Origin of the sequence: Halorhabdus sp. BNX81 (genome assembly GCF_029229925.1) — an archaeon.
Classification (GTDB): domain Archaea; phylum Halobacteriota; class Halobacteria; order Halobacteriales; family Haloarculaceae; genus Halorhabdus.
Genome location: NZ_CP107254.1, coordinates 2,726,476 through 2,751,822 on the forward strand (window position 1 = coordinate 2,726,476; position 25,347 = coordinate 2,751,822).

The 25,347-nt window shown below is 63.3% G+C and carries 17 protein-coding genes, 2 tRNA genes and 3 rRNA genes; 6 read left to right on the top strand and 16 right to left on the bottom strand.

From position 1 onward, the window contains the following. Positions 1-8 precede the first annotated feature (8 nt). The 3 genes from HBNXHr_RS13810 to HBNXHr_RS13820 form a co-directional block, all read right to left on the bottom strand. A complete protein-coding gene (locus HBNXHr_RS13810; protein ID WP_275882589.1) occupies positions 9-2,666 on the bottom strand; it encodes a heavy metal translocating P-type ATPase in 2,658 nt (885 codons plus the stop codon). A 93-nt stretch (positions 2,667-2,759) separates the two neighbouring features. Further along, positions 2,760-3,350, bottom strand: a complete 591-nt coding sequence (locus HBNXHr_RS13815; RefSeq protein WP_275882590.1) for an AsnC family transcriptional regulator — start codon at positions 3,348-3,350, stop codon at positions 2,760-2,762. Positions 3,351-3,526: 176 nt separating this feature from the next. Beyond that, a tRNA-Cys gene (locus tag HBNXHr_RS13820) sits at positions 3,527-3,602 on the bottom strand. A gap of 327 nt (positions 3,603-3,929) precedes the next feature. Between HBNXHr_RS13820 and HBNXHr_RS13825 the strand changes: the two genes are divergently transcribed. After that, complete coding sequence (locus HBNXHr_RS13825; RefSeq protein ID WP_275882591.1) at positions 3,930-4,145, top strand: hypothetical protein; 216 nt, start codon at positions 3,930-3,932, stop codon at positions 4,143-4,145. Between the two features lie 131 nt (positions 4,146-4,276). Here the strand turns inward: HBNXHr_RS13825 and rrf are convergent. From rrf to HBNXHr_RS13850, 5 genes are all read right to left on the bottom strand, one after another. Then, positions 4,277-4,398: ribosomal RNA gene (gene rrf, locus HBNXHr_RS13830) — 5S ribosomal RNA — on the bottom strand. Positions 4,399-4,512: 114 nt separating this feature from the next. After that, positions 4,513-7,430, bottom strand: a 23S ribosomal RNA gene (locus HBNXHr_RS13835). A 197-nt stretch (positions 7,431-7,627) separates the two neighbouring features. Beyond that, a tRNA-Ala gene (locus tag HBNXHr_RS13840) sits at positions 7,628-7,699 on the bottom strand. A gap of 99 nt (positions 7,700-7,798) precedes the next feature. Continuing rightward, positions 7,799-9,270: ribosomal RNA gene (locus tag HBNXHr_RS13845) — 16S ribosomal RNA — on the bottom strand. Together the 16S, 23S and 5S rRNA genes with 1 tRNA gene alongside form the textbook arrangement of a ribosomal RNA operon. A 791-nt stretch (positions 9,271-10,061) precedes the next feature. Next, complete coding sequence (locus tag HBNXHr_RS13850) at positions 10,062-10,373, bottom strand: non-histone chromosomal MC1 family protein (RefSeq protein WP_015789426.1); 312 nt, start codon at positions 10,371-10,373, stop codon at positions 10,062-10,064. A 265-nt stretch (positions 10,374-10,638) separates the two neighbouring features. Between HBNXHr_RS13850 and HBNXHr_RS13855 the strand changes: the two genes are divergently transcribed. Continuing rightward, the gene (locus HBNXHr_RS13855; RefSeq protein WP_015789425.1) at positions 10,639-10,836 is read left to right on the top strand and encodes a hypothetical protein; all 198 of its coding nucleotides are present in this window, start codon (positions 10,639-10,641) and stop codon (positions 10,834-10,836) included. A 38-nt stretch (positions 10,837-10,874) separates the two neighbouring features. Next, on the top strand, positions 10,875-11,927 hold the full coding sequence (locus HBNXHr_RS13860; RefSeq protein ID WP_275882592.1) for a quinone-dependent dihydroorotate dehydrogenase: 1,053 nt from the start codon (positions 10,875-10,877) through the stop codon (positions 11,925-11,927). 35 nt (positions 11,928-11,962) lie between these two features. Here HBNXHr_RS13860 and HBNXHr_RS13865 read toward each other — a convergent pair whose 3' ends face one another. The 4 genes from HBNXHr_RS13865 to HBNXHr_RS13880 all read right to left on the bottom strand — a co-directional run bounded on the left by HBNXHr_RS13865 (position 11,963) and on the right by HBNXHr_RS13880 (position 17,556). Next, positions 11,963-12,166 (bottom strand): hypothetical protein, encoded by a 204-nt coding sequence (locus HBNXHr_RS13865; RefSeq protein ID WP_275738155.1) that lies wholly within the window; start codon positions 12,164-12,166, stop codon positions 11,963-11,965. A gap of 399 nt (positions 12,167-12,565) precedes the next feature. After that, a complete protein-coding gene (gene pheT / locus HBNXHr_RS13870) occupies positions 12,566-14,296 on the bottom strand; it encodes a phenylalanine--tRNA ligase subunit beta (RefSeq protein ID WP_275882593.1) in 1,731 nt (576 codons plus the stop codon). Beyond that, the gene (locus tag HBNXHr_RS13875; protein ID WP_275882594.1) at positions 14,296-15,801 is read right to left on the bottom strand and encodes a phenylalanine--tRNA ligase subunit alpha; all 1,506 of its coding nucleotides are present in this window, start codon (positions 15,799-15,801) and stop codon (positions 14,296-14,298) included. The genes pheT and HBNXHr_RS13875 overlap by 1 nt, the downstream gene beginning before the upstream one ends. A gap of 258 nt (positions 15,802-16,059) precedes the next feature. Beyond that, entirely contained in the window at positions 16,060-17,556 is a 1,497-nt protein-coding gene (locus HBNXHr_RS13880) for an MATE family efflux transporter (RefSeq protein ID WP_275882595.1), read from the bottom strand. Positions 17,557-17,756: 200 nt separating this feature from the next. Here HBNXHr_RS13880 and HBNXHr_RS13885 point away from each other — a divergent pair, with 200 nt between their 5' ends. Next, complete coding sequence (locus HBNXHr_RS13885) at positions 17,757-19,682, top strand: rhomboid family intramembrane serine protease (protein ID WP_275882596.1); 1,926 nt, start codon at positions 17,757-17,759, stop codon at positions 19,680-19,682. Between the two features lie 114 nt (positions 19,683-19,796). Here the strand turns inward: HBNXHr_RS13885 and HBNXHr_RS13890 are convergent, their stop codons facing one another. Beyond that, positions 19,797-21,410, bottom strand: a complete 1,614-nt coding sequence (locus HBNXHr_RS13890) for a tryptophan--tRNA ligase (RefSeq protein WP_275882597.1) — start codon at positions 21,408-21,410, stop codon at positions 19,797-19,799. Positions 21,411-21,730: 320 nt separating this feature from the next. Between HBNXHr_RS13890 and HBNXHr_RS13895 the strand changes: the two genes are divergently transcribed. Together HBNXHr_RS13895 and HBNXHr_RS13900 are read left to right on the top strand one after the other, a co-directional pair. Continuing rightward, positions 21,731-22,243 carry a helix-turn-helix domain-containing protein gene (locus HBNXHr_RS13895; protein WP_275882598.1) on the top strand — a complete coding sequence of 171 codons (513 nt, stop codon included), beginning with the start codon at positions 21,731-21,733 and terminating at the stop codon, positions 22,241-22,243. Further along, positions 22,240-22,695, top strand: coding sequence for a hypothetical protein (locus HBNXHr_RS13900; protein WP_275882599.1), 456 nt, complete (start codon positions 22,240-22,242; stop codon positions 22,693-22,695). The genes HBNXHr_RS13895 and HBNXHr_RS13900 overlap by 4 nt, the downstream gene beginning before the upstream one ends. 28 nt (positions 22,696-22,723) lie before the next feature. Here the strand turns inward: HBNXHr_RS13900 and endA are convergent, their stop codons facing one another. The 3 genes from endA to HBNXHr_RS13915 all read right to left on the bottom strand — a co-directional run bounded on the left by endA (position 22,724) and on the right by HBNXHr_RS13915 (position 25,183). Beyond that, entirely contained in the window at positions 22,724-23,770 is a 1,047-nt protein-coding gene (endA, locus tag HBNXHr_RS13905; protein WP_275882600.1) for a tRNA-intron lyase, read from the bottom strand. A gap of 83 nt (positions 23,771-23,853) precedes the next feature. After that, positions 23,854-24,609, bottom strand: a complete 756-nt coding sequence (locus tag HBNXHr_RS13910; RefSeq protein WP_275738173.1) for an endonuclease NucS domain-containing protein — start codon at positions 24,607-24,609, stop codon at positions 23,854-23,856. Positions 24,610-24,754: 145 nt separating this feature from the next. Further along, positions 24,755-25,183 carry a hypothetical protein gene (locus tag HBNXHr_RS13915; RefSeq protein ID WP_275882601.1) on the bottom strand — a complete coding sequence of 143 codons (429 nt, stop codon included), beginning with the start codon at positions 25,181-25,183 and terminating at the stop codon, positions 24,755-24,757. Positions 25,184-25,347 lie beyond the last annotated feature (164 nt).

Below are 25,347 nucleotides of genomic sequence, written 5' to 3' on the forward strand. Positions count from 1 at the left end.
GCGGCCCGTCACCGGAGCCGACCGAAGATCCGGTAGTCCTCCTCGGGCGTGTACCGCCTGAACAGCAGACTGTTGGTCAGCACGGAGACGCTGGAGAAGGCCATCGCCGCGGCGGCCAGCACGGGCTGGAGCAGCCCGAGCGAGGCCAGCGGGATCATCGCCGTGTTGTATCCCAGCGCCCACAGCAGGTTCTGTTTGATCTTCTGCAGCGTCGCGTCGGAGATCCGGATCGCCTTCACCACGTCCTGTGGATCAGAGCGCATCAGCGTCACGTCCGCTGCTTCGATCGCGACGTCCGTCCCCGATCCGATGGCCGTCCCGACGTGCGCCACGGCGAGGGCCGGCGCGTCGTTGACCCCGTCGCCGACCATCATCGCTTTGCGCCCGTCACTCTGAATTTGCTCGACGGCATCGGACTTCTCATCGGGAAGCACCTCCGCGCGAACGTTCTCGGGGTCGATCCCGACCTGCTCGGCGACGGCGCGAGCCGTCCGCTCGTTGTCACCGGTGATCATCATGACCTCGACACCGCGCTCGCGAAGTGCAGCCACGGCCTCCGTTGCGCCTTGCTTCACCGTATCGGCGTCGGCGACCACGCCCGCAAGTTCGCCGTCGGCTCGCGGCTCGTCGCCGCTCGCATCGCGGTTCTCGCTCCGCTTCGAACCGCGCAACGCTACCAGCATCGCCGTCTTGCCCTCGCGTTCGAGACGCGCCATCGTCTCCTCGGCGGGCGCGGGGTCGATCCCCTCATCTTCGAGGAGTTTGCGGTTCCCAACCAGAACTTCGCTGTCACCGACGGTGGCCCGGATTCCGTGCCCGGGGACGTTCTCGAAGTCATCGGGTTCGGGCACCTCGATCCCGCGCTCCTTGGCACCGTCGACGATGGCCCTGGCGAGGGGGTGTTCGCTACCGCTCTCGGCCGCCGCCGCGAGTCTGAGGACGTCTTCCTCGGAGTGACGCTCGCGTTCGGTCAATGACCCGCCGTCTGCGGCGGCCTCGCTGTCACCGTTCCCGACCGGGCTCCCCTCCCCGTCGAGGGCAACCACGTCGGTCAGTTCCATCTCGCCCTCGGTGAGCGTCCCTGTCTTGTCGAAGACGACGGTGTCGACGTCTCGCGCGCGTTCGAGGATGTCGCCACCCTTGAACAGGACGCCGTTCTGTGCGCCGATGGTCGTCCCGACCATCGTCGCCGCGGGCGTCGCCAGCCCGAGCGCGCAGGGGCAGGCGATCAACACCGCCGAAGCGAAGACGATCACGGCGAACTCGAAGACCGAGACGGCCCCACCGGCAATCTCGGGGCCGCCGGCGACCAGCCCCCACAGCGGCAGCGCGTCGACGAACCCAGCCAGCACTTCGGGAAAGGCGAACCAGACGACGCCCCAGAAGACGGCGTTCGCGATGACCGCCGGGACGAAGTACGCCGAGATCCGGTCGGCGAGGTTCTGGATCTCGGGCTGGCGGGACTGGGCCTCCTTGACCGTCTGGACGATCTGCTGGAGGGCGGTGTCCGCGCCCACCTTCGTCGCCTTCACCGTCAGCAATCCATTCTCGTTGATCGTCGACCCGACCACCTCGTCGCCCTCGCTCTTCTCGACTGGGACGGACTCCCCGGTCACCATCGACTCGTCGACGGCCGACTGGCCATCGACCACGACGCCGTCGGTCGGGATCTGCTCGCCCGGCCGAATCTTCATCAGATCGCCGGTCTGGACGTCCTCCAACGGGACTTCCCGTTCGGTCCCGTCCGGACCGATCAGCGTCGCCGTCTCGGCTTCCATCTCCAGGAGCTTGCGGAGTGCCTCGCCGGCCTGGCCCTTCGAACGGGCTTCGAGGTAGTTGCCAAGCGTGATGAACACCAAGATCAGCGCGGCGGTGTCGAAGTAAACCTCGCCCGCGACCAGGTTGGCCAGCACAGCGATCGAGTAGAAATACGCTGTCGAGGAGCCAAGCGCGATGAGCACGTCCATGTTGGCCCGGCGATTGTTCACCAGCGCGTTGTACGAGTTCTTGTAGAACGGCCACCCAAGCAGCGCCTGGACGGGCGTCGCGAGTGCGAACTCCACCCAGCCCAGTCTGATGCCGACGAGGGACTCGACGCCGGCGACGATCCCGCCGCCGAGGACGAGTTTGTCGGCCATGAAGACCAACATCGGGGCCGACAGTAGCGCGCCGAACAGCGTCAGTCGAAGCTGCTTGCGGATCTCCTCGTCCCGTGCTGCGTCGCGCGCGTCCGCCCCGGCGTCGTCCTCACGGACCGGCGAGTAGCCAGCGGCCTCGATGGCATCGTAGAGATCCGCTCGCGAAGCCTCGGCAGGGTTGTAGGTGACCTGGGCCTCGTCGGTCGCGTAGTTCACCTCCGCCCCGATCACGCCCGGCGTGTCTTCGAGGGCGGTCGCGTTGGCCTCCGCGCAGTTCGCACACGACATATCGGAAATCGCAACGGTGACAGTCTCGGATACTGCGCCGTAGCCAGCATTCTCGACCGCCTCGTAGATCTCACCGAGCGTTACCACCTCCGGATCGTACTCGATCGAACCCTCGTCGGTGGCGAAGTTGGCGCTTGCCTCTATCACACCGTCGAGGGATTCGAGGGTGTCCTGGATCGTCCCCGAGCAGTTCGCACAGGACATCCCCGTGATATCGAGATGGGTCGTTCGTGTAGCCATGATATGTATACGTACGGGTTCACGCTTTAGGCAACTTTCCGCTTCGAGAAGTCGGCTATACCTCACGGAATACTTTCGATTCCAAAGCCCGTCTCACGCTCCTTCTTCGAGTCGCCGGTACCGGGTCTCGAAGCGATCCAGACAGGACGGACAACAGAAGTGATAGACATCGCCGTCGATCCGTGCCGTCTCTCCCTCGCTGTCGACCGTGTTCCCACACTCCGCACAGGTGAGTGCGAATTCCAACCCCTCGATCGACGGTGTCCACTCGACATCGTCGACCAGGGTGACGGAATACCCCGCAACGTCGACGTCAGCGAGCAATCCAGCGACCCACGAACGGACGTTTTGGGCCTCGGCGCGCGCGTAAAACCAGACGTCAGCCTCCGCAGTGACGAAAACGTGTTCGATCCCATCCGCGTCACGGACACGTTCCCGAACCGTCTCAACAGAGTTCCCGGAGAGTTCGACCTGCACCAATACGGGGACGCCAGCACGAAGTTGCGTCCGATCGACATCGATCGTGAACCGCTGAATAACGCCCGCTTCCCGTAAGCGCGTGACCCGATCGGAGACTGCCGGTCCGGACAACTCGACTGCTTCACCGATATCGCTGAAGGGCCGACGAGCATCTTCGGCAAGCATCGAGAGGATCTCCAGATCGGATTCATCAAGATCGTGCATACGCGCGCTTGTCCGCCCGCATACAAGACGGTTGCCCCAACAACTTCGAAATCCTCGGTCCGAAATCGATCTGAAGCAGGAATCCGAAACAGTATTCCACAAGCAGTATCGAATCCGAGGGAGCAACTGGATGTATTCTCTCCCCCTGAAAGTCGATTGATTCGGACAGTAAGGAGAGCCAAGGGCCGGATTTGAACCGGCGATGGGCGGCTCTGCAGGCCGCTGCGTTAGGCCGGACTCTGCCACCTTGGCACAGTATTGTATCGGTGATCGGCCAAGTTATGGATTGTGATCCGGCCGTTTCGCCCAAACGGGCGATGGGCGGCTGTCGCACGTGATGAAAGAACGTGCGACGCTGACAGACGAACGAAGTGAGTCTGTCTGAACTGCAGGCCGCTGCGTTAGGCCGGACTCTGCCACCTTGGCGCAACTTCGTCTAGTTCCAGCGATCCAATAAACATAGCGGTCTGGTCGCCACACAGTATGACGCCTCACGAATCCATTACGAATTATAATAAACCACAAGAATTGTTCAGAATATAAAAACATTCTTGCCCGTTTGTATCGTTGCTGCTCGTAATGACACGGCACGATCGACCGTTCGAACTGCTCGACGCGGGGGACTGGCGACTGATCACTCTCGGCACAGGACTCGTCGTCGCGAGTCTACTAGCGGCCGGCTGGTTCCTGACCAGTGGCGACCTCCCCGGCGGGCTCGCCACACTGTTGTTGACTGTCTCGGGCGCGCTGTTTGTCGCGATCGGCACGTCGGAATCCTCCCGACCGAGCGCCTGACCGTCGGCTGGATTCTCTCTGTATTGTACTGGAGCCCCGTGTAGCATTGCCACTCTCGGCAGCAGCTCCTTATAAAAATACAAAAAGCCCACCCGAGAGTGTTGTCACTCTCGGATGGGCTGAAGTATGAATGGAGGCGGCGAACCGATTTTCCCAGAGACTCTCGTACTCCAGTACTCGCCGGAACGCAGGCGGGCTTAACTTCCGTGTTCGGAATGGGTACGGGTGTTGCCCCGCCGCTATGGCCGCCTTAACGCCGATCCGTGGAATCGAACCACGCGAGGCCAGCGATCGGTCGATGCAAAACCAGTGTACGTGCGATCCAGTTTGCGCCTGGACGCGACTACGTCGCGTTTACATGCGGTATGAATGGTGGCTTCGGTCAGTTAGTTCTCGCGGGCTAAACACCTCGTTACCTCGGTGCGTACACCCCGAGTCTATCGAACTCGTCTTCTACGAGCGACCTCAGCGGTACCTCTTTTCCAGGTGGGTTTCCGGCTTAGATGCGTTCAGCCGTTACCCCGTGTGGCGTGGCTGCCCGGCAATGCTCTCTCGAACAACCGGTACACCAGTGGCCACCAACCGTAGTTCCTCTCGTACTATACGGTCGTTCCCGTCAGGTACCAAACACCCCCAATAGATAGCAGCCGACCTGTCTCACGACGGTCTAAACCCAGCTCACGACCTCCTTTAATAGGCGAACAACCTCACCCTTGCCCGCTTCTGCACGGGCAGGATGGAGGGAACCGACATCGAGGTAGCAAGCCACTCGGTCGATATGTGCTCTTGCGAGTGACGACTCTGTTATCCCTAGGGTAGCTTTTCTGTCATTCATTGCCCGCATCAAGCGGGCAAATGAGTTCGCTAGACCACGCTTTCACGTCAGCGTTCCTCGTTGGGAAGAACACTGTCAAGCCATCTTTTGCTCTTGCGCTCTTCTCCGGATCTCTGACCCGGATGAGATGGCCTTAGGGCGCGCTCGATATTCTTTCGAGCGCGTACCGCCCCAGTCAAACTGCCTGGCTATCGGTGTCCTCCTCCCGGAGTGAGGGTCACAGTCACTAACGGGTAGTATTTCAATGCTGACTCGGTGGCGTGCTGGCGCACGTACCTGTGTAACGTCTCCTACCTATTCTGCACATTAGCGACCATGTCCCAGCGACAGCCTGCAGTAAAGCTCCATAGGGTCTTCGCTTCCCCTTGGGGGTCTCCAGACTCCGCACTGGAAAGTACGGTTCACCGGGCTCAACGTTGGGACAGCGAGGCTCTGGTTAATCCATTCATGCAAGCCGCTACTGAAGCGGCAAGGTACTACGCTACCTTAAGAGGGTCATAGTTACCCCCGCCGTTGACGGGTCCTTCGTCCTATTGTACTAGGTGTTCAGATACCCGCACTGGGCAGGATTCAGTGACCGTACGAGTCCTTGCGGATTTGCGGTCACCTGTGTTGTTACTAGACAGTCCGAGCCTCCAAGTCACTGCGACCTGCTCGTTTCCCGAGCAGGTACCCCTTATCGCGAACTTACGGGACTAAATTGCCGAATTCCCTAACGTCGATTGATCCCGACAGGCCTTGGCTTTCTCCGCCAGAGCACCTGTGTCGGTGCTGGGTACGAGCACCGTACTGTCTTTTCATGGGCCCCAGGTTGAACCAAATTGCTCTATCTCGCCGTTCGCCCGCTTCGTGCCATTACGGCTTCCACGAGTTTTGACGATTCGACCGGGCGAGTGCCCGGCTCGGTCTACCCCAAGGCGTCGACATTGAGTGTACGGTGGTACTGGAATATTAACCAGTTTCCCTTTTGATCCGCTCGAGTTGCGACGGATCTTAGGATCGACTAACCCTCGGCTGACGAACAGTGCCGAGGAACCCTTGCTCTTCAGGCCGTCAGGATTCTAACCCGACTTTCGCTGCTACTACGGCCAGGATTTTCGTTTCTACGCGGTCCACACGAGTTCTCACCCGTGCTTCCACCCGCGCAGAACGCCAACCTACACAACCACCTTTTGACAGGTGTGGCCAGGTCTCGGTGGTGGATTTGAGCCCCGATCATTTTGGGCGCCTCAAACCTCGGCCGGTAAGCTGTTACGCTTTTCTTGGAGGGTAGCTGCTTCTAAGCTCACCTCCCGGCTGTCTAGGGCTTGAGACCACCTTCGATCGCACTTAATCCACACTTGGGGACCTTAACCCAGCTCTGGGTTGTCTCCCTCATGGTACACAGGCTTACCCCGCATACCGGACTCCCCGCGTCGACGGCGTCCGTAGGTTCGGAGTTTGACAGCCGCGCCGACTCCTCTCGGAGGCGGACACGGCAATCGGTCGCTCTACCCCACGGACTACCTCAGCGGAGGTCATGCTTCGACATGTTTCGGTTGGAACCAGCTGTTGCCGGACTCGATGGGCCTTTCACCCCTACACGTAGATCACGGGAGGGTATTGTAAAACACCAACCCTAACAGACTTCCACGTAGCTTTCGCCACGCTTCATCTTGCCCACGCGTAGATCGTCCGGATTCGGGTCGTGCCCGTGTGACTCCCCGCCCTTGAAGACGGCGGCCCTCGTGCAAAGCACTGCGGCCATGTCGGTTTCCCTATGCCTTCCCCGATGATCGGGTTAGACTCGCCACACAAGCACACTCCCTGGCTCGTTTTTCAAAACGTACGACTGAACACCGGCTTCCCTCGAGTCCTACAGTATCCTCGCGGATAGGTCGTTTATCGAGGGACCTTCTATGCCCAGTCGCTCTATCACCAACTGATTTGAGGCCCTATTTCGCCTCCCTTCTGAGGGTACTTTTCAGCGTTCGCTCACGCTACTTGTTCACTATCGGTCTCGGGACGTATTTAGTCTTAGCAGTAGATGCCTGCCAAATTCACGAGGGATTTCCAACCCCCGATACTCGGGAACTGGCGCACGTCGTACTTGACTTCGTTACGGGGCTGTCACCCTGTATCGCGCTCCGTTCCAGGAGACTTCAAGAAGACGTTCTGACGATGAGTGCCAGTCCGAACACCACATTGGCCGTAAGGCCTTCGGTTTGGACTGTATCGCGTTCACTCGCGGTTACTAACGACATCACATTCGTTTTCTCTTCCTGCCGGTACTGAGATGTTTCAGTTCCCGGCGTTCCCCATTGCGCAAGGCAATTGCGGTGAGGAGTTCCCATTCGGGAATCTCAGGTTCTACGCCTCCGTGCGGCTCCCCTGAGCTTATCGCAGCTTGGCACGCCCTTCGTCGGCGCCCGAGCCGAGCCATCCACCAGCTGGTACAGCAGCCACGTCGAGTGTAAACTCGACGTAAACGCGTCCAGTGGACGCCTGGATCGCACGTACACACGGTCTCATACACACGCCCGTCGGTGGCGGTGCGTGCATCAACCCTTCCCATCCACGTTCGCACGGGATGGTGCATCGGTCGTCCGTACCCAATCGAAGCGCCGTCCCACACTTAAGGGGATCGGATTCGATCGGATACGAGCTATGGACCCACTGGGATTCGAACCCAGGGCATCCTCCTTGCAAAGGAGGCACTCTACCGCTGAGCTATGGGCCCTTCCGCCGTACAATGTTAGCCCTGGTAGTTCATAGGTGCCCAACTGGGGTGGTGGCGAACGTGCAGGTGGGTCGGGGCAACGCCCCGATCCCGATCGTTAGGAGGTGATCCAGCCGCAGATTCCCCTACGGCTACCTTGTTACGACTTAAGCCCCCTTGCGGAGCCCAGATTCGACCGTCGCATGACGGCCTCATCCGGACCCCACTCGGGTGCTTTGACGGGCGGTGTGTGCAAGGAGCAGGGACGGATTCACCGCGCGCTTCTGACACGCGATTACTACCGAATCCAGCTTCATGAGGGCGGGTTTCAGCCCTCAATCCGAACTACGACCGGGTTTCGGGGATTAGCGCGTCCTCTCGGACTGGCGTCCCACTGTCCCGGCCATTGTAGCCCGCGTGTAGCCCAGCACATTCGGGGCATACTGACCTACCGTTGCCCGTTCCTTCCTCCGCTTTGGCAGCGGCAGTCCTCCTAGTGTACCCAGCCATCGCAAGATGCTGCTGGCAACTAAGAGTGCGGGTCTCGCTCGTTGCCTGACTTAACAGGACGCCTCACGGTACGAGCTGACGGCGGCCATGCACCTCCTCTCAATGGCTCCAGTAAGGTCATCAACCTGACTTTCACTGCACATTGTCGGTGCTGGTGAGATGTCCGGCGTTGAGTCCAATTAAACCGCAGGCTCCTCCGGTTGTAGTGCTCCCCCGCCAATTCCTTTAAGTTTCATCCTTGCAGACGTACTTCCCAGGCGGCTCGCTTCACGGCTTCCCTACGGCACAGCGCAGGCTCGTAGCCTGCGGCACACCTAGCGAGCATCGTTTACAGCTAGGACTACCCGGGTATCTAATCCGGTTCGAGACCCTAGCTTTCGTCCCTCACCGTCGGGTCCGTCTTTCTGAGGCGCTTTCGCCACCGGCGGTCCGTCCAGGATTACGGGATTTCACTCCTACCCCGGACGTACCCCTCAGATCTTCCGGCCCCAAGCCAGACAGTTTCCGCCGGACGTCCACGCGTTAAGCGCGTGGATTTCCCAACGGACTTGTCTGGCCGGCTACGGACGCTTTAGGCCCAATAATAGCGGCCATCACTCGGGCTGCCGGTATTACCGCGGCGGCTGGCACCGGTCTTGCCCAGCCCTTATTCCTGTACCACCTTACGGTACAGAAAAGCGAGGACTATATGCCCTCGCACTCGGAGTCCCCCTATCGCACTGTCGTGCAGTGTAAAGGTTTCGCGCCTGCTGCGCCCCGTAGGGCCCGGCATCTTGTCTCAGATACCGTCTCCAGGCTCTCACTCTCATGACCTGTACCGATTATGGGCACGGTGGGCCGTTACCCCACCGTCTACCTAATCGGCCGCAGCCACATCCTGTGGCGCCGCAACGTTTCCGACTCGCCGCACTCCAGCTGGCGAGTCGTATCGGATATTGGCCTCAGTTTCCCGAGGTTATCTCCGTCCACAGGGTAGTTTGGCCACGTGTTACTGAGCTATTTGCCACGGGTCTAAACCCGTGCGACTAGCATGGCTAAATCGGACTCCGATAGCAATGGCCTCCGGCAGGATCAACCGGAATGTCTCCCCGGAATGGGGAGGGTTAGGCGGGATGACACCCCAAAGGGGTGTCGTCGCTATCGTAAGCACGTTCGCTGACACCCCAGTCGGGTGTCACCGAACTACCAGGGCTAACATCAGATCCCATCTATACGGCGGACCGCAGGGGTGGAATCCTCATGTCTTCCGGACCCAATCGTAAGCCGAGAAGGGCTATAAACCCTTCGAACCGGCTCGGACTTGATCCGGGGTGCGACCGGGGCGATCCGTGCCCCGTCCGAACCACGTTCGTATTCAATCCGAAGTGCCCTGTTACACTTAAGGGCATCGGATCGAATCGCACCACGCGAGTGGCGCGACGCGGTCGGAGGGGCGCCGTTCGCCCTTCGTCGCTGCGTATCTATGCAGATGGGAGGTAATTACTTAAACCCGTCGAAGGAGACCCGCCACGTCATGCGATTACAAGCAGAGAGGGATGTCGTACCGTGACATGGTGGGCGTGGTATCGGCAGCGGGCCCACACACCCGCCAACACGTGGGGTCTGTGTGTGAGACAAGGGAAGATTGAGGCCATACGAGTCGACGACCGTTTGGCTGGAGGGCCAGCCCGGACACGGGAGTGGTTACTTCCGGAGCTGTAGTGACTCCCGGAGCAGGAAGAATGTCGCGCGGCCGGAGGTCGAGCGGTCATCCCGCGCGTCGTGCGTCAGGTCACCCCGAGTGAAAGCCGCGCACCGGGGGTTGGCTGTCGGGATAGTAGAGACTATCGACTCCGAGAAACCGCCGAAAAGTGATGTGCGGGTGGGGCTTGCCTCAGATTTCCTCGAGATGCTCGACACCCTGCTTGGAGACGTTGCCCTTGGTGATCTCACCGGGCATCCAGTCGGGCTTGTCGTCGGGCGCGTCCTCTTCCCAGGCCCAGCCTTCGTAGACGTGGACCTTCTCCGTCCCCTTCTCACGGAGCCGGATCGTCTCGGGATCGGCCGCGTCCTCGCTCGGTGCCGGATCGAGCCGTCGTGCAGCCTTCAGCGCCGCCTGGCGAGGTGTCCCCCCCGAGAAGACACTCGACTCGTTCCCGTCCGATTCGCGCAGTGCAAAGTTCCGTTTGTCCGTATCACGTGCCATGGTTTTCGATACTCCATGTCAACCCAGAACATGACACACTATAAAAATACCCCCCGATTCGGGGGGCGATTGCCACAAAATATTTATGTGAAAAATTGACGGGCGGCGATATTCGCCCGATTACCGGGCATTCGACCGACAGCGCGCGGTTCGCGCGCGCCCCATTGAGACCGATGTCCCAGAGTCCACAGTATGAGGCGCCTGAGACGGACGGCACGGTAGGCTTAAGTGTGTCCTCCGGCCAACCACAGGTTAAGATACCGCGATGGTGCGAAAGAAGAAGCTCAGCCCAAGTGGCGCGAAGGACGAGGACGGGGAATACCACAACGTCCACATCAACCTTCACGAGGACGAGTTGGCGGTCGCCGGGATGGAGATCGGCGACGAAGTGTTCGTCAGAGTCCGGGACAACAAGATCATCATCCAGAAAGCAAACCCGGAGGACGTCGAACACGACTTCTAGGCCCTTCGCGGGTTGGCCGCACCCGGGATCGACATACCATGAACCCCTATAACCTCACCAAGCCGCTGTTGTTCAAGCTATCACCCGAGACTGCACACGCGCTCGCGCACGAGGGACTGTCGCTCGTCGACGGGACGCCGATCGAATCGGCCCTCGCCCGCGCATTCGGTGTCGACAATGATCGGCTGCGGACGTCGGTCTTCGGGTGTGAATTCCCAAACCCGATCGGCGTCGCGGCCGGCTTCGACAAGACGGCCGAGGCACCTGGCACGCTGGGTGCGCTCGGCTTCGGTCACGTCGAGGTCGGCGGCGTCACTGCCGAGCCCCAGGATGGAAACCCGCGCCCGCGCGTGTTTAGACTCGTCGAGGACGAAGCAGTCATCAACCGGATGGGGCTCAACAACCCGGGCGCGGACGTCATCGGCGAGCGTCTCGATCACACCGACGTCTCGATCCCGGTCGGCGTGAATCTCGCCAAGAGCGAAGACGTGCCGATGGAGGAGGCGGCCGCGGACTACCGCTACACGTACGAGCAGGTTGCCGAGGGTGGCGATTTCTTCGTGATCAACGTCTCCTGTCCCAACTCGCCGGGGTTCAGAGACTTACAGAACCGCGAGTCGCTGGAAGACATCTTCGGCACGTTGAAAGACGCCGGCGCGAGTCCGCTCCTGGTGAAGCTCTCGCCCGACCTGCCGGAGCCAGCCATCGAGGAGACGTTAGAGCTCGTCGAGGAGTACGATCTCGACGGCGTGATCGCGACCAACACCACGACGGACCGGCCGGAGACGCTCACCAGTCCGGACCGTGTCGAACAAGGGGGGCTTTCGGGCAGACCCATCGAGGAACAGGCGACCGAGATGGTGAAGTTCGTCGCCCGCCGAACGGACGTCCCGGTCGTCGGTGTCGGCGGCGTCTTCACTGCAGCCGACGCCTACCGGAAGATCCGTGCCGGGGCGAGCCTGGTCCAGATCTACACCGGCTTCATCTTCCGCGGGCCGACGATCGCCCGGAACGTCAACCGTGGGCTCGCGACGCTACTCGAACGCGACGGCTTCGACAGCGTCGAGGACGCCGTCGGTGCGGACCTATAGGCAAAGAGCCGAGCAGAATACTCCGAGAAAAGTTCTTATCGCCAGTCGGCCGCTGACACCGCGTAGTCTACGTCAACGGAGATCCACGTTGTTCCGATTTCCGGCCATTCGGCGTCAGCCGGAAACACCGTCAGGATCGACGGATCGTCTTGGTCATCGTAGGCCCGGTCCAGTTCGCGATCCGTCTCGCGAGAACTGGCTGGCAATGCGGGCGTCGCGGTGTCGTCGGTGGTCGACATCGTTACTCAACTCCCTATAACAGTTGTTTCCTTATATATCGGATTGTACCGGAAATACTGGCGTCATCTCACAGAATTATCGGACAAAGTAATACAATCCAACCTAAATCCATACTGCAGAGTTAAATTATAATCCTAACACCCGTGGCAATGAGTATCCCACCACTGACTGCCGGCTTTTCCATCGACATCGACACTTCTCGCGCGCGTGGTCCACGTGAGCGAAGCGAGTGTGGGGCTCGGGAACGTTTACTCCGGTGACGAAAAACCGCTTGCTTACTGCAACGCCGTCAGGTCGAACTCGAAGGCCACTACCGGCAGTTCCAGATCGTGTTCAACCACCTTTTTCCGCTCGAAGCAAAGCTTCTCGCGCAAAAACGTGGGCGAAAAACCGCTTGCTTACTGTAACGCCGCCAGGTCGAACTCGAAGGCCACTACCGGCAGTTCCAGATCGTGTTCCACGAGCACGGCGGGGTGAACTTCGCCGATCACGCCGACCGCGTCGCCATCGATCTCGACGGCAGCAGTCCGACCGTCGATGAACGAGGGATGCGCCGTGGGTGGCGTCTCCAGTTCGGCATCGAAGTCCGCCACCAGTGCCTGGAGGCGAGCCTTGGCGTCCTCGTAAGACACGTCATGACGCGCGAGCGCGCCCGCGACGTGACGGGCTTCGGCGACGCCAGTGTTTGCGCCGTCGTCACGCTGGGCGACGAACCCGACCTCGGCGAGGTCCTGGGGGTAGCGTCGATGAGTGTTGTTCTCGAGGACCTGCATGATCGACGGGAGCAGCCACGTCCGGACGACCGTGTAATCCTCGCTGTAGGGATTGCGGATCTCGACAGGGTCGCCGCCACCCAGGGCGTCCACGCCTGGCGCTATCCCCATGCGGTCATGCAGTTCCTCGGCGCTCGTCAGATGGAAGTTCAGCAGGTCCTGAAAGCCGAGTCCGACCAGCGCGGTCCGGACGGCCTCCTCGAGTCGTGCGCGCTCGTGTCGCCCGCCGATCGTCCCGACCGCGGGATAGCGCGGGTCGAGGTTATTGAAGCCGTAGGCCCGCCCGATGTCGTCGATCACGTCGACGGGGTGGAGGACGTCGACGCGATACGGGGGGATCGTGACGTCGTAAGCTGGCGACCCGTCCGTCTCGGTAGACTCCCCGTCCAGTCCGGATCGTTCGAGTAGGTCGATCACGTCCTCGCCTTGCAGGTCGATCCCGAGTGTGCGCTCGATCCGATCATGGGGAACGGTCTTGGTTTTCGTCGAGAAATCGGGGCAGAGGAGCGAGTCGCGGTACTCCTCGGGTGCGTTCTCGTACTCGACGCGGACATCCTCGATCGTCCCGCCGCGGGCGTCCAGGGCGTAGCAGACCACGTTGAGCATGTGATCGATCGTCCACTGGTCGGTGCCGGTCATCTCGATGAACAGATCCCGCGAGTCGGTCGAGACCTCCGTCCGGCGGCCGTTGACCACCGGCGGGAACGAGAACAGCCCGATCGAGTCGTAGATCGCGGGCACGCGGTCGTACTCGGCGACGAGGTCGGCGTACTCCTCGCCGATGTGGTGCTCGGAGAGGACCTCGCCGGGCGTCATCTCGGCGTCGCCCTCCAGTGGCACGAAGGTGTCGCCGTCGCGGTCGATCCCGGTGTAGCGGACGGACTTGCCCTCGCTGTCGTCGGCAGCCTCGCCGCCTTTCAGCATTGTCAGGTCGTGCACCCCGATCGCGCCCTTCGCACGCTTGCGACCTATCGTTGCGTGGAGTTTTTCCTGAAGCTGGATCAGCGAGTCCAGCGATGCCTCGTCGAGATCCAGCCCGCGGACGACTGCCCCTGTGACATACGGGCGTTCCTCGGGCACGTCCTCGACGCGGATCGTCCAGTCGGCGTCGTTGGTCTTCGGGACGTAGACGCCCCGCGAATCCCCGTACTGGTAGCGCAGCGACCGGGCGACCCCTTCGACGGAGAGGCGATCGAGGCGGTCGGGTTCGAACTCGAAGCGCAACTCGCCGTCCTCGGTTTCGCCCTCGTACTCCAGGCCGAGTTCGAAGAGATCATCGCGCAGGTCGTCATCGCTCTTCTCGCCGTGGCCGGTCAGTTCCCGCAGTTCGTCAGTGTCAATGTCGACAGTGGGCATCAGTAACGCACCTCCTCGGTTCGCAGGTACTCAAGGTCCGCCAGCGTCCCGTGAACGTCCCGGATGTCCTCGGCACCGGTGACGAGCATCATCAGCCGCTCGAGGGCGAGTCCCCAGGCCATCACGTCACACTCGACGCCGAGGGGATCGAGCATCTCGGGCCGGAAGATGCCGGAGTTGCCGATCTCGACGACCTCGCCCGTGACCGGGTGCTCGCCGAAGAGCTCGAAACTCGGCTCCGTGTAGGGGTTGTACGTCGGCTTGAACTCCAGGTCGGTGATCCCGAACTGTTCGTAGAACTCCGTGAACGTGCCCATCAGGTCCCGCACTGAGAGGTCCTCGGCCATCACCCACCCCTCGATCTGGAAGAACTCGAGGAGGTGAGTCGCGTCGATTTCGTCGTTGCGGTAGGCCTTCTCGACGGAGAAAAAGCGCTGTGGCGGTTCGAGGTCGCCCTGCGCAACGCCCGCGAGGTGACGGGCAGAGAGTGACGTGGTGTGGCCACGAAGGTCGACCTGGCGGGCCATCTCCTCGCCCCACGGCGAGTGATATCCCTCGCCATCGGGGCCAGCACCCTCCCGATGGGCTGCCTCGACATCCTGGCGGACCTCGTCGGGCAGGTCGTCCATCGGCGGGACGTCCAGCGCGAACTGGTCCCAGTGCGTGCGCGCGGGGTGATCCTGGGGCATGAACAGCGCGTCGTTGATCCAGAACTCCGCGTCGGCGTGGGGACCGTTCATCTCCTCGAAGCCCATCCCGACGAGGACTTCCTTGACGCGCTCGGCCATCCCGCGAAGCGGGTGCATCTTCCCGCCGTCGATGGCTTCGGCGTCGGCCTCGACGTTGTAGTCGGCGAATTCGACATCCTCCCACTCGCCGCTGGTGAGGAGATCGGGCGTCAGACGATCGACTTCCTGGGCCTCCTCGATCCCGGCCATGAGTTCCGTCACAGCCGCGTCGGTGAGTTCGACCGACCGGACGGTGCGCTCATCGCGCTCGATCAGCCCGCGTCGGTCGAGGTGGTCGAGGACGTCGTCGTCCCCGACAGCGTCGCCTGCATCGATGGCCTTCAGGGCGGCAGCTTCCGGGTCGTCGTCCGGGTCGATGCCGGAATCAGCGTTGATCTCGCCGGAATCGATCTCGCCGTAGCCCTTCCGGGCGAAGTTCGACAGCGCGATGTCGACGGCCGCGCCATCGAGATCGGCGGCCCCGATGACCTGCCCCATCGAGACGCCCCCCTCGTCGGCACCGGCCTCGACGGCAGCGGAGTAGAGGCGGTGTTCGGGCAGACCGGCGTCGAGATAGGACTCGCCCTCCGCAGTCAGCGAGACGGATTCGTCGGTCGTTTCGGTGACGGCAACCAGCCCCTCGGCTTCGAGTTCGAAGGCGGCCCGCGTGACGGCCGCGGTGGCTAGGCCGGTTTCCTCGCTCAGCTGTTCGACGGTGCGACGGTCGTCTGCGCTCGCGGCTTCGACCACCGCGAGTTGGTCGCTCGGGAGTTCCATCAGTTGTTGTCGGAGTACCGTGTGTTGTTCGGATAACGGTTCTCAATTTCACTCATAGCGGAGCGCAACCTGCGACGTCGGTTTCGTCAAGGGGGCAATCCGACCCCCGAGTCCACCGATCGTCAGAACCCGTCAAAAAAGCCGAACGCCCGACCGACTCGCGACTGGCTGGCGATCCACCGAGCGTGGGCGTTCGGTGCCATATCCCTGGGTTGGTAAGCCATCACACAAAAACGTTGCGTCCCGTGACTACAGCGATCAGTCGTCCAGCGCCGTCTCAGGGCGGTACTCCCGGCTGATGGCCTTCCACTTGCCGGTCGAGAAGCGGTAGTAGTTCCCGACAGCAGGCACGAGCGTCTCGCCGAGGAACGCGACGTAGATGCCCCAGACGCCGATCGATGTCTTCGCACCGAGATACGCGGCCGGAATCGAGACGGCGAAGACGCCCAGCGTCTGATAAATGAACGGCCAGTTCGTGTCGCCGCTGGCGTCCAGGGCCCCGGCGATGGTGCTGTTGACGCCCTGGGGAATGATCGCGAGGCATCCGGCAAAGACCATGCCGACGGCGATCGGAATGACCTCGCCCTCGGCCCCGAGCAGGACGACACCTGGCCGAGCAACCAGGGCGACGACTGCGGCCGAGACGCCGTAGGTCGCGACCGCCATGAGGACGATCTCCCGGCCGTAGACCCCGGCTGTCTCCTCGTCGTCCTCGCCGAGATGCTGGCCGACCAGACTGGACGCCGCGAGGCCAAAGCCCCATCCGGGAACGTTCATCAGCCCCCAGATCCGCCGGGCGACGGTGTACGCCGTCAGGACGGTCGTCCCGAACATCCCGACGATGAACAGCATGGGAAAGCGGGCGACCGTCCAGGTCATGTTCCGGCCGACGACGGGCGTGCCGATGGAGACCACATCGGTGATGTCGTCCCAGTGGAAGTACGTCCCACGCGGTGAGACCGAGACCGGGAACTGGCCGATACCGGGGAGCCAGCCGGCGATAAGCCCGACTATGAACAGCGACGTGACGAGGACGTTCGCCGCGACGGTCCCCCAGGCCGCACCGGCCACGCCCATTCCCATCCCGAAGATGAACACGCCGTTGAGGACGATGTTGAGAACCGCACCGCCGCCACGGAGTATCATCGGGATCTGGGCGTCGTCGGCCCCGATGAGGACGCGACTGCCCACGAGGTTGAGCCCCGCGAACGGGACGCCGAGGCCGAGGATCTGGAGGTAGGTCGCGCCGTAGGTGATGACCGGTTGATCGCTGTTGAGCAGGCTGATGAGCCACTCGGGGAACAACCAAAAGGCCGCGCCGACGGGGACGGTCACCGCAACGACGACGACGAAACTCGAACGGACGGCCTGGCCGAGCTGGCCGAACTCCTCGGCCCCGAATCGCTGGGAGACCAGCGCGATCGTCCCGGCGGCAAAGCCGCCGCCCAAAGCAAACGCCAGCCCCCAGAACGGGCCGGCCAGACCGACACCCGAAATCGCCGGCTTGGTGGCGATCCCCGAGGCCGCCCCGACCATCGCCACGTCGGCCGCGTTTTTCGACATCCGGGCGATCCCAGTGACCACACGCGGCCAGGAGAGATCCGTCGCTTTGCGTGCCCGCTCGGCGTCCATCAACCCGAGGCGGGCAAGCCCCAGGCCGATGAGAAGGATAACGCCTCGGACAGGGTTTGCGCGGGAACCGGTACGCTTGATCGACTGGACGGCGCTGTCGATCGAGGACTCGGGACGAGACACGAAGTGATTGTTCGTTCAACGGCAGCGGAAAAAGGTCTTCCCATCTTCCGCGAATATCACTGCGAGGTACCCATTCGCGGACGGCAGTTCGGATTGTCCGGCCGGCTGCGGGTTCATGGATGGTTCCATCGTAGGCATTACTGGCGAAGATCTGGAGAATCGAACGATTCAAGCACGCACTGTCCGACAGGGCCAATCGGATGATACCCTGGATGGTCCTCCTGGCCGCAGTCGTCGTGTTCTCGGGTGGCTACTGGTGGTTCGTCGGCGGTCGCGGGCGCTGGGAGTCTCTGACCCGGGATCGGTTCGTCCGGGGGGTCCCCTGGGCGACGTTCGCGACGGCGGCGCTGGTCGTCGGCTTCTACCTGTTCGTCCAGGGCGGCATCGGACACTGGAGCCAGCCACTGACGATCCCCTTCCGTTCCTGGAGCCTCTTCGAACCGGTCGGACTCCTCACGTCGGGACTGGCACATGCCGGTCCCGCTCACCTGCTCGGGAACATGACGGGGCTGGTGGTGTTCGGCGCGATCGTCGAGCACGCAATCGGCCACTACCCAGGGGACAGGGACGACACTGCCTCCCGACGGTGGAACAGACTGCGTCGCCCGGGAGTCCGAATCCTTCTGATTTCGCTCGGCATGATTGGCCTGGCCGTGGTCCCCTCACCGTTCGTCCTCGGGTGGGTCCTTGGCTACTCGGGGGCGGTCTACGCCCTCGCTGGTTTCGCTCTGATGACGCGACCGCTCGCTGCCGTCCTCGCCATCGTCGCCCACGACGCGCTGGGAGTCCTCGTCGACGCCGCCGAACAGCCGGTCGTCGAGGCGACGCGGTCGGTCGGCCCGCCGACGCCACCTTCCTGGGCCGGGATCGCCTTCCAGGGCCACCTGCTGGGCTTCCTCATCGGCATCCTACTGGGAATCGGCCTCCTCCGTCGGTACGATTGGACGCCGGAACCGGTCAGGCTGTTCGGCGCGGTGATCGCCTTCGCCCTCACGAAGTCGCTGTGGTTGGTGGTCAGCTCCGGGGTCGAGGGCGTCTACGTGTTGTATCGCGGTGCGGGCGTCGTGATGGTACTGCTCGGGACGCTCCTGGTGACGCTTGCGGCGACCGGCGCGCGGCCGGGGATCTCGGCCCCACGCGCGCTTCTGTCGCTGTCCTGGCAACCGGATATCGACACCGGCGTGATTCCGGGAGCACTCCGCCGTCGGGTCGCTGCCGTTTCGATGCCGACGTGGGTCCGGGAGGTACTGATCGTCGGACTCACGTTCGTGGCGTACGTCCTCGTCGAGCCGATCTCGGAACTGGCCGCCAGAGCGTTAGCGCTCGGCGTCGTCGCCGGCAGTGGCTATCTGGTTCTCAAACTCCTGAAATGGGCCCTCGGCCACCTCATCGCCGCGGTGCCGACGGGCGGCTGGGTCGGACGCGTTCCAGTGCCGTCGATCCCCCGTCCAGGCAAGGCAACCGGGACGCTCCTTGGCGCACTCGCCGTGGTCGCACTGCTCGGCCTCCTGTTCAGCCCGGCCACCGTGAGCACGGCCTCGCTGGCGGACACCGGCGAGGTCGAGATACAGGACTACACGATCACCTACGCCGAAAACGTCAGCGAGGGGCGAGCACTCACCTGGGACAGCGAAATCTTCGACGGAACGTCGAGCGGCGTCATCGTCGCCAGCGAGCGCCGGGCGGTCTGGATCGAGGCGATCAGCCCGGATCGACTGGCCCACGACGGGTCGGCGACCGTCCGCGTCGGTGGCCTCGACTGGGAGCAGACAGTCGATGTTGAACGGCAGGCGGTCAGCGTCGTGGGGAACGAGAGCGTCTACGCCGTCGACCTCCGCACGGAGGGCACGACGACGCGGTCGTTCAGATCGGCCCCCGCGACTGCTGACGCCCGCATCGACGGTCGCCGGGTCGCGGTTGCACCGACGGCGGACGGCTTCGAACTTCGGGTGCGCCGGAACGGAACACTCGTCGGGTCGCGCCCGCTCCCGGCTGCCAACGCGTCCACGTCGGTCGGGTCGCTCCGGTTCGTCGCGTCCGAAGCGAACGAAACCCGGTCGATCAGGGCCGTTTCGGGGACGACGAGCGTCCGGATCGCCAGCGTAGAGGGTAACGCGACTAACTGATGCCGAAGAGGATTCTAGCGAATGAGGGGTGAGCGAAAAACGAGACGAGGGGTTCGGATCGCCAGGGGAGGCGGACTCACCCGGTGGCAGAAGTAGCGAATCGAGGACGGTCGATCAAGTTCGTTTACGGCTCGAATCGAAGTCGATATCGAGTTCGTCGAGTTTCTCAGTCCACTCCTCGCGTTTTTCCTGGTGATCTTCGAGGAAAGACTCCATCAGTTCGGCGGCCTGTTCCTTGCAGCCGCCACAGAGTCGCTCGCCGCCGGCACACTCCTCGTACACTTCGGTCGCGAACTCGTCGTCGTCATCCGCCAGCAGGTAGGCGTAGAGTTCGTAGACCGGGCACTCGTCGGGTTTCCCGCCGAGTTCGCGCTGTTCCTCTGCGGTCTCGCGGCCGCCGGTCGTCGCCGCCCGGACCTTGTCGTAGCCGTCTTCGGGATCGTCGAGCAGGCTGATGTGACTCTCCGGAACGGACGAGGACATCTTCCCGCCGGTCAGACCGGTCATGAAGCGGTGATAGATCGAGGAGGGGGCCAAGAAGCCGTAGCCGCCGTTGGCGAGTTCGACCTCGCGGGCGAGTGCCGCGGCGGCCTCGTGATCCAGTTCGAAGGCGTCGATGTGCTCGTCGTAAACCCGCTTCTCGCCGTCGATGGCCTCGATCAGGGCCTCGAAGGCCTCCTCGGTGGCGTTGCGGTCGAGGAACCGGACGCGGGGACGGAGCGGTTCCTTGCCGGCCTCCCGGAGCATCGTGATGAGGCGATCTTTGGTCATCGCGCCACCGTCAGTCGCGTCGCGATCACGCTCGTTGTCGAGGTAGGTCGCGGCGTCGCCACACCGGATCGTCTCTCCCGGATGGTCGCCGGCAAGCGTCTCGTAGGCCTCCGCAAGCAGCGCTCGCTCCTCGTCGTCGGTCTCGAAGGAGGCGTAGGCCTTCGTGACGCCGAAATAGCGCATCCGGGCGGCGACGTCTCTCGCCAGGCGCATGTGCGGATCCTGGTCGGGACCCACCGGGATGACGGTCGGTTTCGGCTCGTCGAGTTGCGGGTAGAGGATGTCCGCGATCTGCGTGACGACGCTCTGCATGTGACTGACATCGGTCTCGCCGTCGAAGCCGTAGATCCCCTCGAACTCGGCGAAGCGGGCCTCCGCGCCGAGTTCGAACGCCAGATCCTGCAACTCGCGGTTCTCGGACTGTCGATAGAGCGTCCCTTCCTCCGGGTCGAAGCCCAGCGCGAGCAGCGAGAGGATGTAGTCACGGGCGTGCTCGTCGATCTCGTCCCACGTGAGTCCGCGGGCGGCGTGGGCCTCCAGATCAGCGATGAGGCCGTAGGCGTCCCCGCCCTGGCGTTGATGCCAGATGATCTCGTCGAAGACGAGTTTGTGGCCGATGTGGGGGTCGCCGGTGGGCATGAATCCCGAGAGGACGGCGAATGGGTCGTCGTCGCGCATGGCGCGGGCGACCGGCCGGTAGTCACGATGGCCGAAGATGACCCCGCGGCGCATCAGATAGTGGGGCGCAGGGACATCGGGCAGGATTTCGTCGAACTCCTCGATGCCGAACTCCTCGAAGAGGTTGCGGTAGTCGGCGACCGTCGAGGAGCCCCACGGATCAAGCGTCGTGTCGTCGGCACCGGCGGCTGCGCCGCCGTCAGTGCGGAGTCGGGGGGTGGCCTGTTCACGCCGTCGGTCGTCTGTCGGTTCGTCGTCGGTGTGTGAGTCTCGCGTCATTGGTGTCGTGTCTCGTGTGGTTGGTGCTCGAAGCCACCGGGCCGAGAAAGCGGAGGGAGCATCGCCCGCCGGGCGACGAGTTACGCCCGCCGACCGGCGACGGCGACACTGTCCACTTCCCGGGGGTGCCAGCGACGGACGTCGGGGGAAGTGGACGCCATGTGCGTACGTCTCCACCAGCAGGGGTTTAACTGTTGTGAGACGACACGCCCGAGAGTGGATCACAACACGCCTGAACGATCCAACAGGCAGGACATCGCCACAAAGACAATATATCCGGTCGTGAAAACATATATAACTCGTTATGCCGTATCAATCGTATGATCGATACGAGCCCGGGCAGCCGGTGGCGAGAGGAGCGGACGACGTTTCAGCGAGTCTACGACGTGATCGTCGGCACCCAATCACCGGGCACCGCCGGCGAGATCGCCGAGCGAGCCGATTGCTCGGAGACGGGTGCCCGAGAATCCCTGGAGCAACTCGTCGAGATGGGAGTCGCCAGGCGAGACGACGGACGCCCGGCCACGTACCGGCGAAACGACGCCTACCTGACCTGGAAGCGCGTCGAGCGCCTCGCTCGCGAGCATCGACCGGCGGAGCTCCGCGAGCGCGTGGACTCGTTGCTCGAAGCGGACGAGGCCTTTCAGACGCGCTACGGCGTCCCGGAGCCCGACGCCGTCACGAGCGAGGATGTCGAAACCGAGGATCACGACGCACTCCACGACCACTGGGAAGGATTGAACGAGTGGCGGACGGTTCGTCGGGATATCCGTGTCCTGCGTCGGGCCGTCCAGCGCGCCGAGACACGACTCGACGGCGAGGCGCGGGCGTGAACGACGACGAGACGGCGGGTGGATCCCGCCACGATCAGGCGAGTGGAGCGCTCGACGTGGCGACGCTCTCTTTGCTTGCCCGACGCGCCGAGACACACCCACTCGTCGTGGGGTGGGCATTCGAGCCGGATTCGATGTCGCCTCGGCTGCTCGAAGTCCATCTCGACGCCAGCCAGTACCCTCGATCAGTCACTGACGTCCGACTGGACGTTCGCTGGTTCGAGGGTGGCGACTACACGTTCCACTATCTCGAAACCCACGAACGAGACGACTGGCAATGCCGATGGGACCGCCACCCGAAGCCCGAGGCACCACGAGCACACGTCCATCCACCGCCGGACGCCGCGGGTATCGAGGAATCCGGGATCGACGAATCACACCATCTCGGCGTCCTCTTTACTGTCCTGGAGTGGATCGAATCACGTCTCGAAGCACTTCATGAAGACGACTGATCGACGAGAGAGGGACGGCCAATACCGTCTATGGCGTCAGTCGCCCGACTTCGAGCCACTCGATTCGGGGGTCGCCGTCCGCGTCAGCCTCCGCCACCAGCGCGAACACCATCCGCTTTCGAACGCCGTGGGCCAGTCGGACGTCAAGCGCGAGATCGCGCGGCGTGAAAGCGTGATTCGCCGGTAACACCCGCACGAGCAACTCGGAGTGGCCCAGCGAGTCGACGGTCTCGACGTCGGCGTACGTCCGGAAATCAGCGCCGAACTTGTAGCCCGTCTTGGGCACGACGCCACGCTCGCGGAGTGCCCGATAGACCGCGAGGCGACGGTCGAAGCGCTCGCCCTCGACCTCGCGACCGCACTCGACGATCGCGTCCGCACCGCCCTCGACGTCGAGCACGCCTTGGCGGGCCAACGCGGCGGCCTCGATCAGCGAGAGCTGGATGGGCTCGCCCGTCTCGTCGTCGAGCGGTTGGCCGTAGAACCCCTCGTGGTAGAGTGCTTCTGGCGGGTCCCAGACCAGGACTCGGTCGCCCAGCAGGTCGGCCGCGACCCCGGTCGACAGGTCGACCGTCGTCGAGCCGTCGATCTCGGGGTGGCCCGTTTCGAGATAGGTGATCGCCGACTCCTCGTCGACGACTGCCAGGACGCTATCGCCCAGCGTGGCCGCGGAGACGGCCGTCCGCTCACTTATCGCCCGGATCCGATAGGCGACATCGTCGTCCCAGGGCCCCTGTCCACGCGGGTAGACAACGAAGTCGGCCCCCGCTGGATCGTCGACCCAGCCCTCGCGGGCGGGCGAGAGGTAGAACCCCCGATCCCGGAGGTCCTTGTAGACTAAGACGGCGATCTCCGAGACGGCGGCCGAGGAAACGAGCGTCCGGAAGTCCAACGCATCGCCGGTTGTGGCATCCCGGACGTGTTCGACGTCACCCCGGTAGAGAAGATGGGCGGCCTCGACCGGTGCCAACACCAGCCCGCCGGCCTCGACATGACCGTACCCACGGGAGTCATAGAAGCGCTCGCGAGCCTCGCTACCCCCGCGGACCACGTCTCCCTCACGGACCAGTTCCATGGTCTGACCTGCCGGCGGGCGGGCAAAGGCGCTACGGTCCAAGCCCACAGCGGCCGGTCGAAGGGAAACGGCCCATCGCCGTGTCAGGGTTCCGCCGGAACGCCGCCCGAACCGTCCCGCCAGGCCTCACAGGTCGCGTCCAGACACCGCCGCCCGCCGGCGGTCTCGAACAGCGGAAGGCCACAGGTACACTCGCCGACCACGACGCCGGCGGGGAACGCAAAGCCGGTGTCACACTCGGGATAATGCTCACAACCTGCGAGCAAGCCGCCGCGACGGAGAACCCGGAGATCGCCCTCACAGTTCGGACAGTCCCACTCGCGGTCGAAGACCTCGGCGACGGCGTCGTCCATCGATTCGCAGTCGCGGTCGACACAGACTTCGAATGCTCGACCGCGTTCGACCCGCATTTTCGGGAGGCCACACTCGCAGTGATCGTCGATGACTTCGGCGTCGCCGGGGAGTCCATGGCGGGCGTCACAACCCGTGCAGGCGACGGCGTCGGTAACCCGGACGAGGGCCGCTCCGCAGTCAGGACACTCGCCGACGGGCGACCCCGCGGCGCTGGCAGGGTAGCGACCGCTCGCCGTCTCGTCGTGGATCTCGACGGTGAGGCGCTGGTCGCCGTCGGTCGCCGCGAGGTGGGTTCCGTCGATCGTCACCGTCTCCGCCCGGGTGAGCCACGCGACCGGCTGGTACCCCTCGGCGTCGTGGACCAGGACCGTGTTGTCCGGCTTGACGACGACCAGGACCTGCCCGCGCTGTTCGTGCTCGCGGACGCGAGAACCGTCGAACGTAGTCGTACACTCCCCGGCGACGACGTGAATGCCATCGTGCATACGCCAGTTGGCCGCCCCCTCCGGTATAAACGCGCGGCCGGACTGACGGGCGACGGCGAACGGAACGACAGACGGCTGATCGACGGTGTTGCAGAAGTGCAGCGGTCGATCCCGGCGTGAGCACGGGCACGGCCCAGCGAGAGGGTCACCGCGAAGCACGCTCTGCAGTCCAATCAGCCCTCGGCTCGACAGCGTTTCGAATCGTCAGCCTGGCGACTTCCGGCCGGGCGTTGTTCTCGCCGCCGGCCGGGAGGAATTCGAAGGGGTATGGGCCCCCACTGTCGCCGAGGCGTGCCGCAAGCGTAACGAGGTCCCCGGCCTCGGCAACAACGAATTCGCGCCGGACCCGGGTCTCGCCGGCGGGAACGATCGTTTCGAGGGACGCTTCGTATCGGTCTTCGACGGCCGTTACCGAGACCGGAAGTGAACGCGCGGCCGTGTTCTCGATAACCACCGTGCCGCCCGGATAGATCGGATCGGCACTGTCGGTCATCACTAGCCCGAAGCAGCCTGATATGGACGTGATGCCAAGCAAACTCCCGACTGTTCCGAGAAACTGTCGTCTGTCAGACATCGTCTCTCGTTTCGCGGATGGTGATGTCTCGGGTCATCGGTGGCGGGAACTGTCTGTCAGTTTCGGGGCCGTTACAGCAACGGCGGGAGTATCCCCACCTCCCCGGACGGAGTGATACCCGAAGGGGACGGACGATGACGACGGCGGCGATCACGACGAGGGCG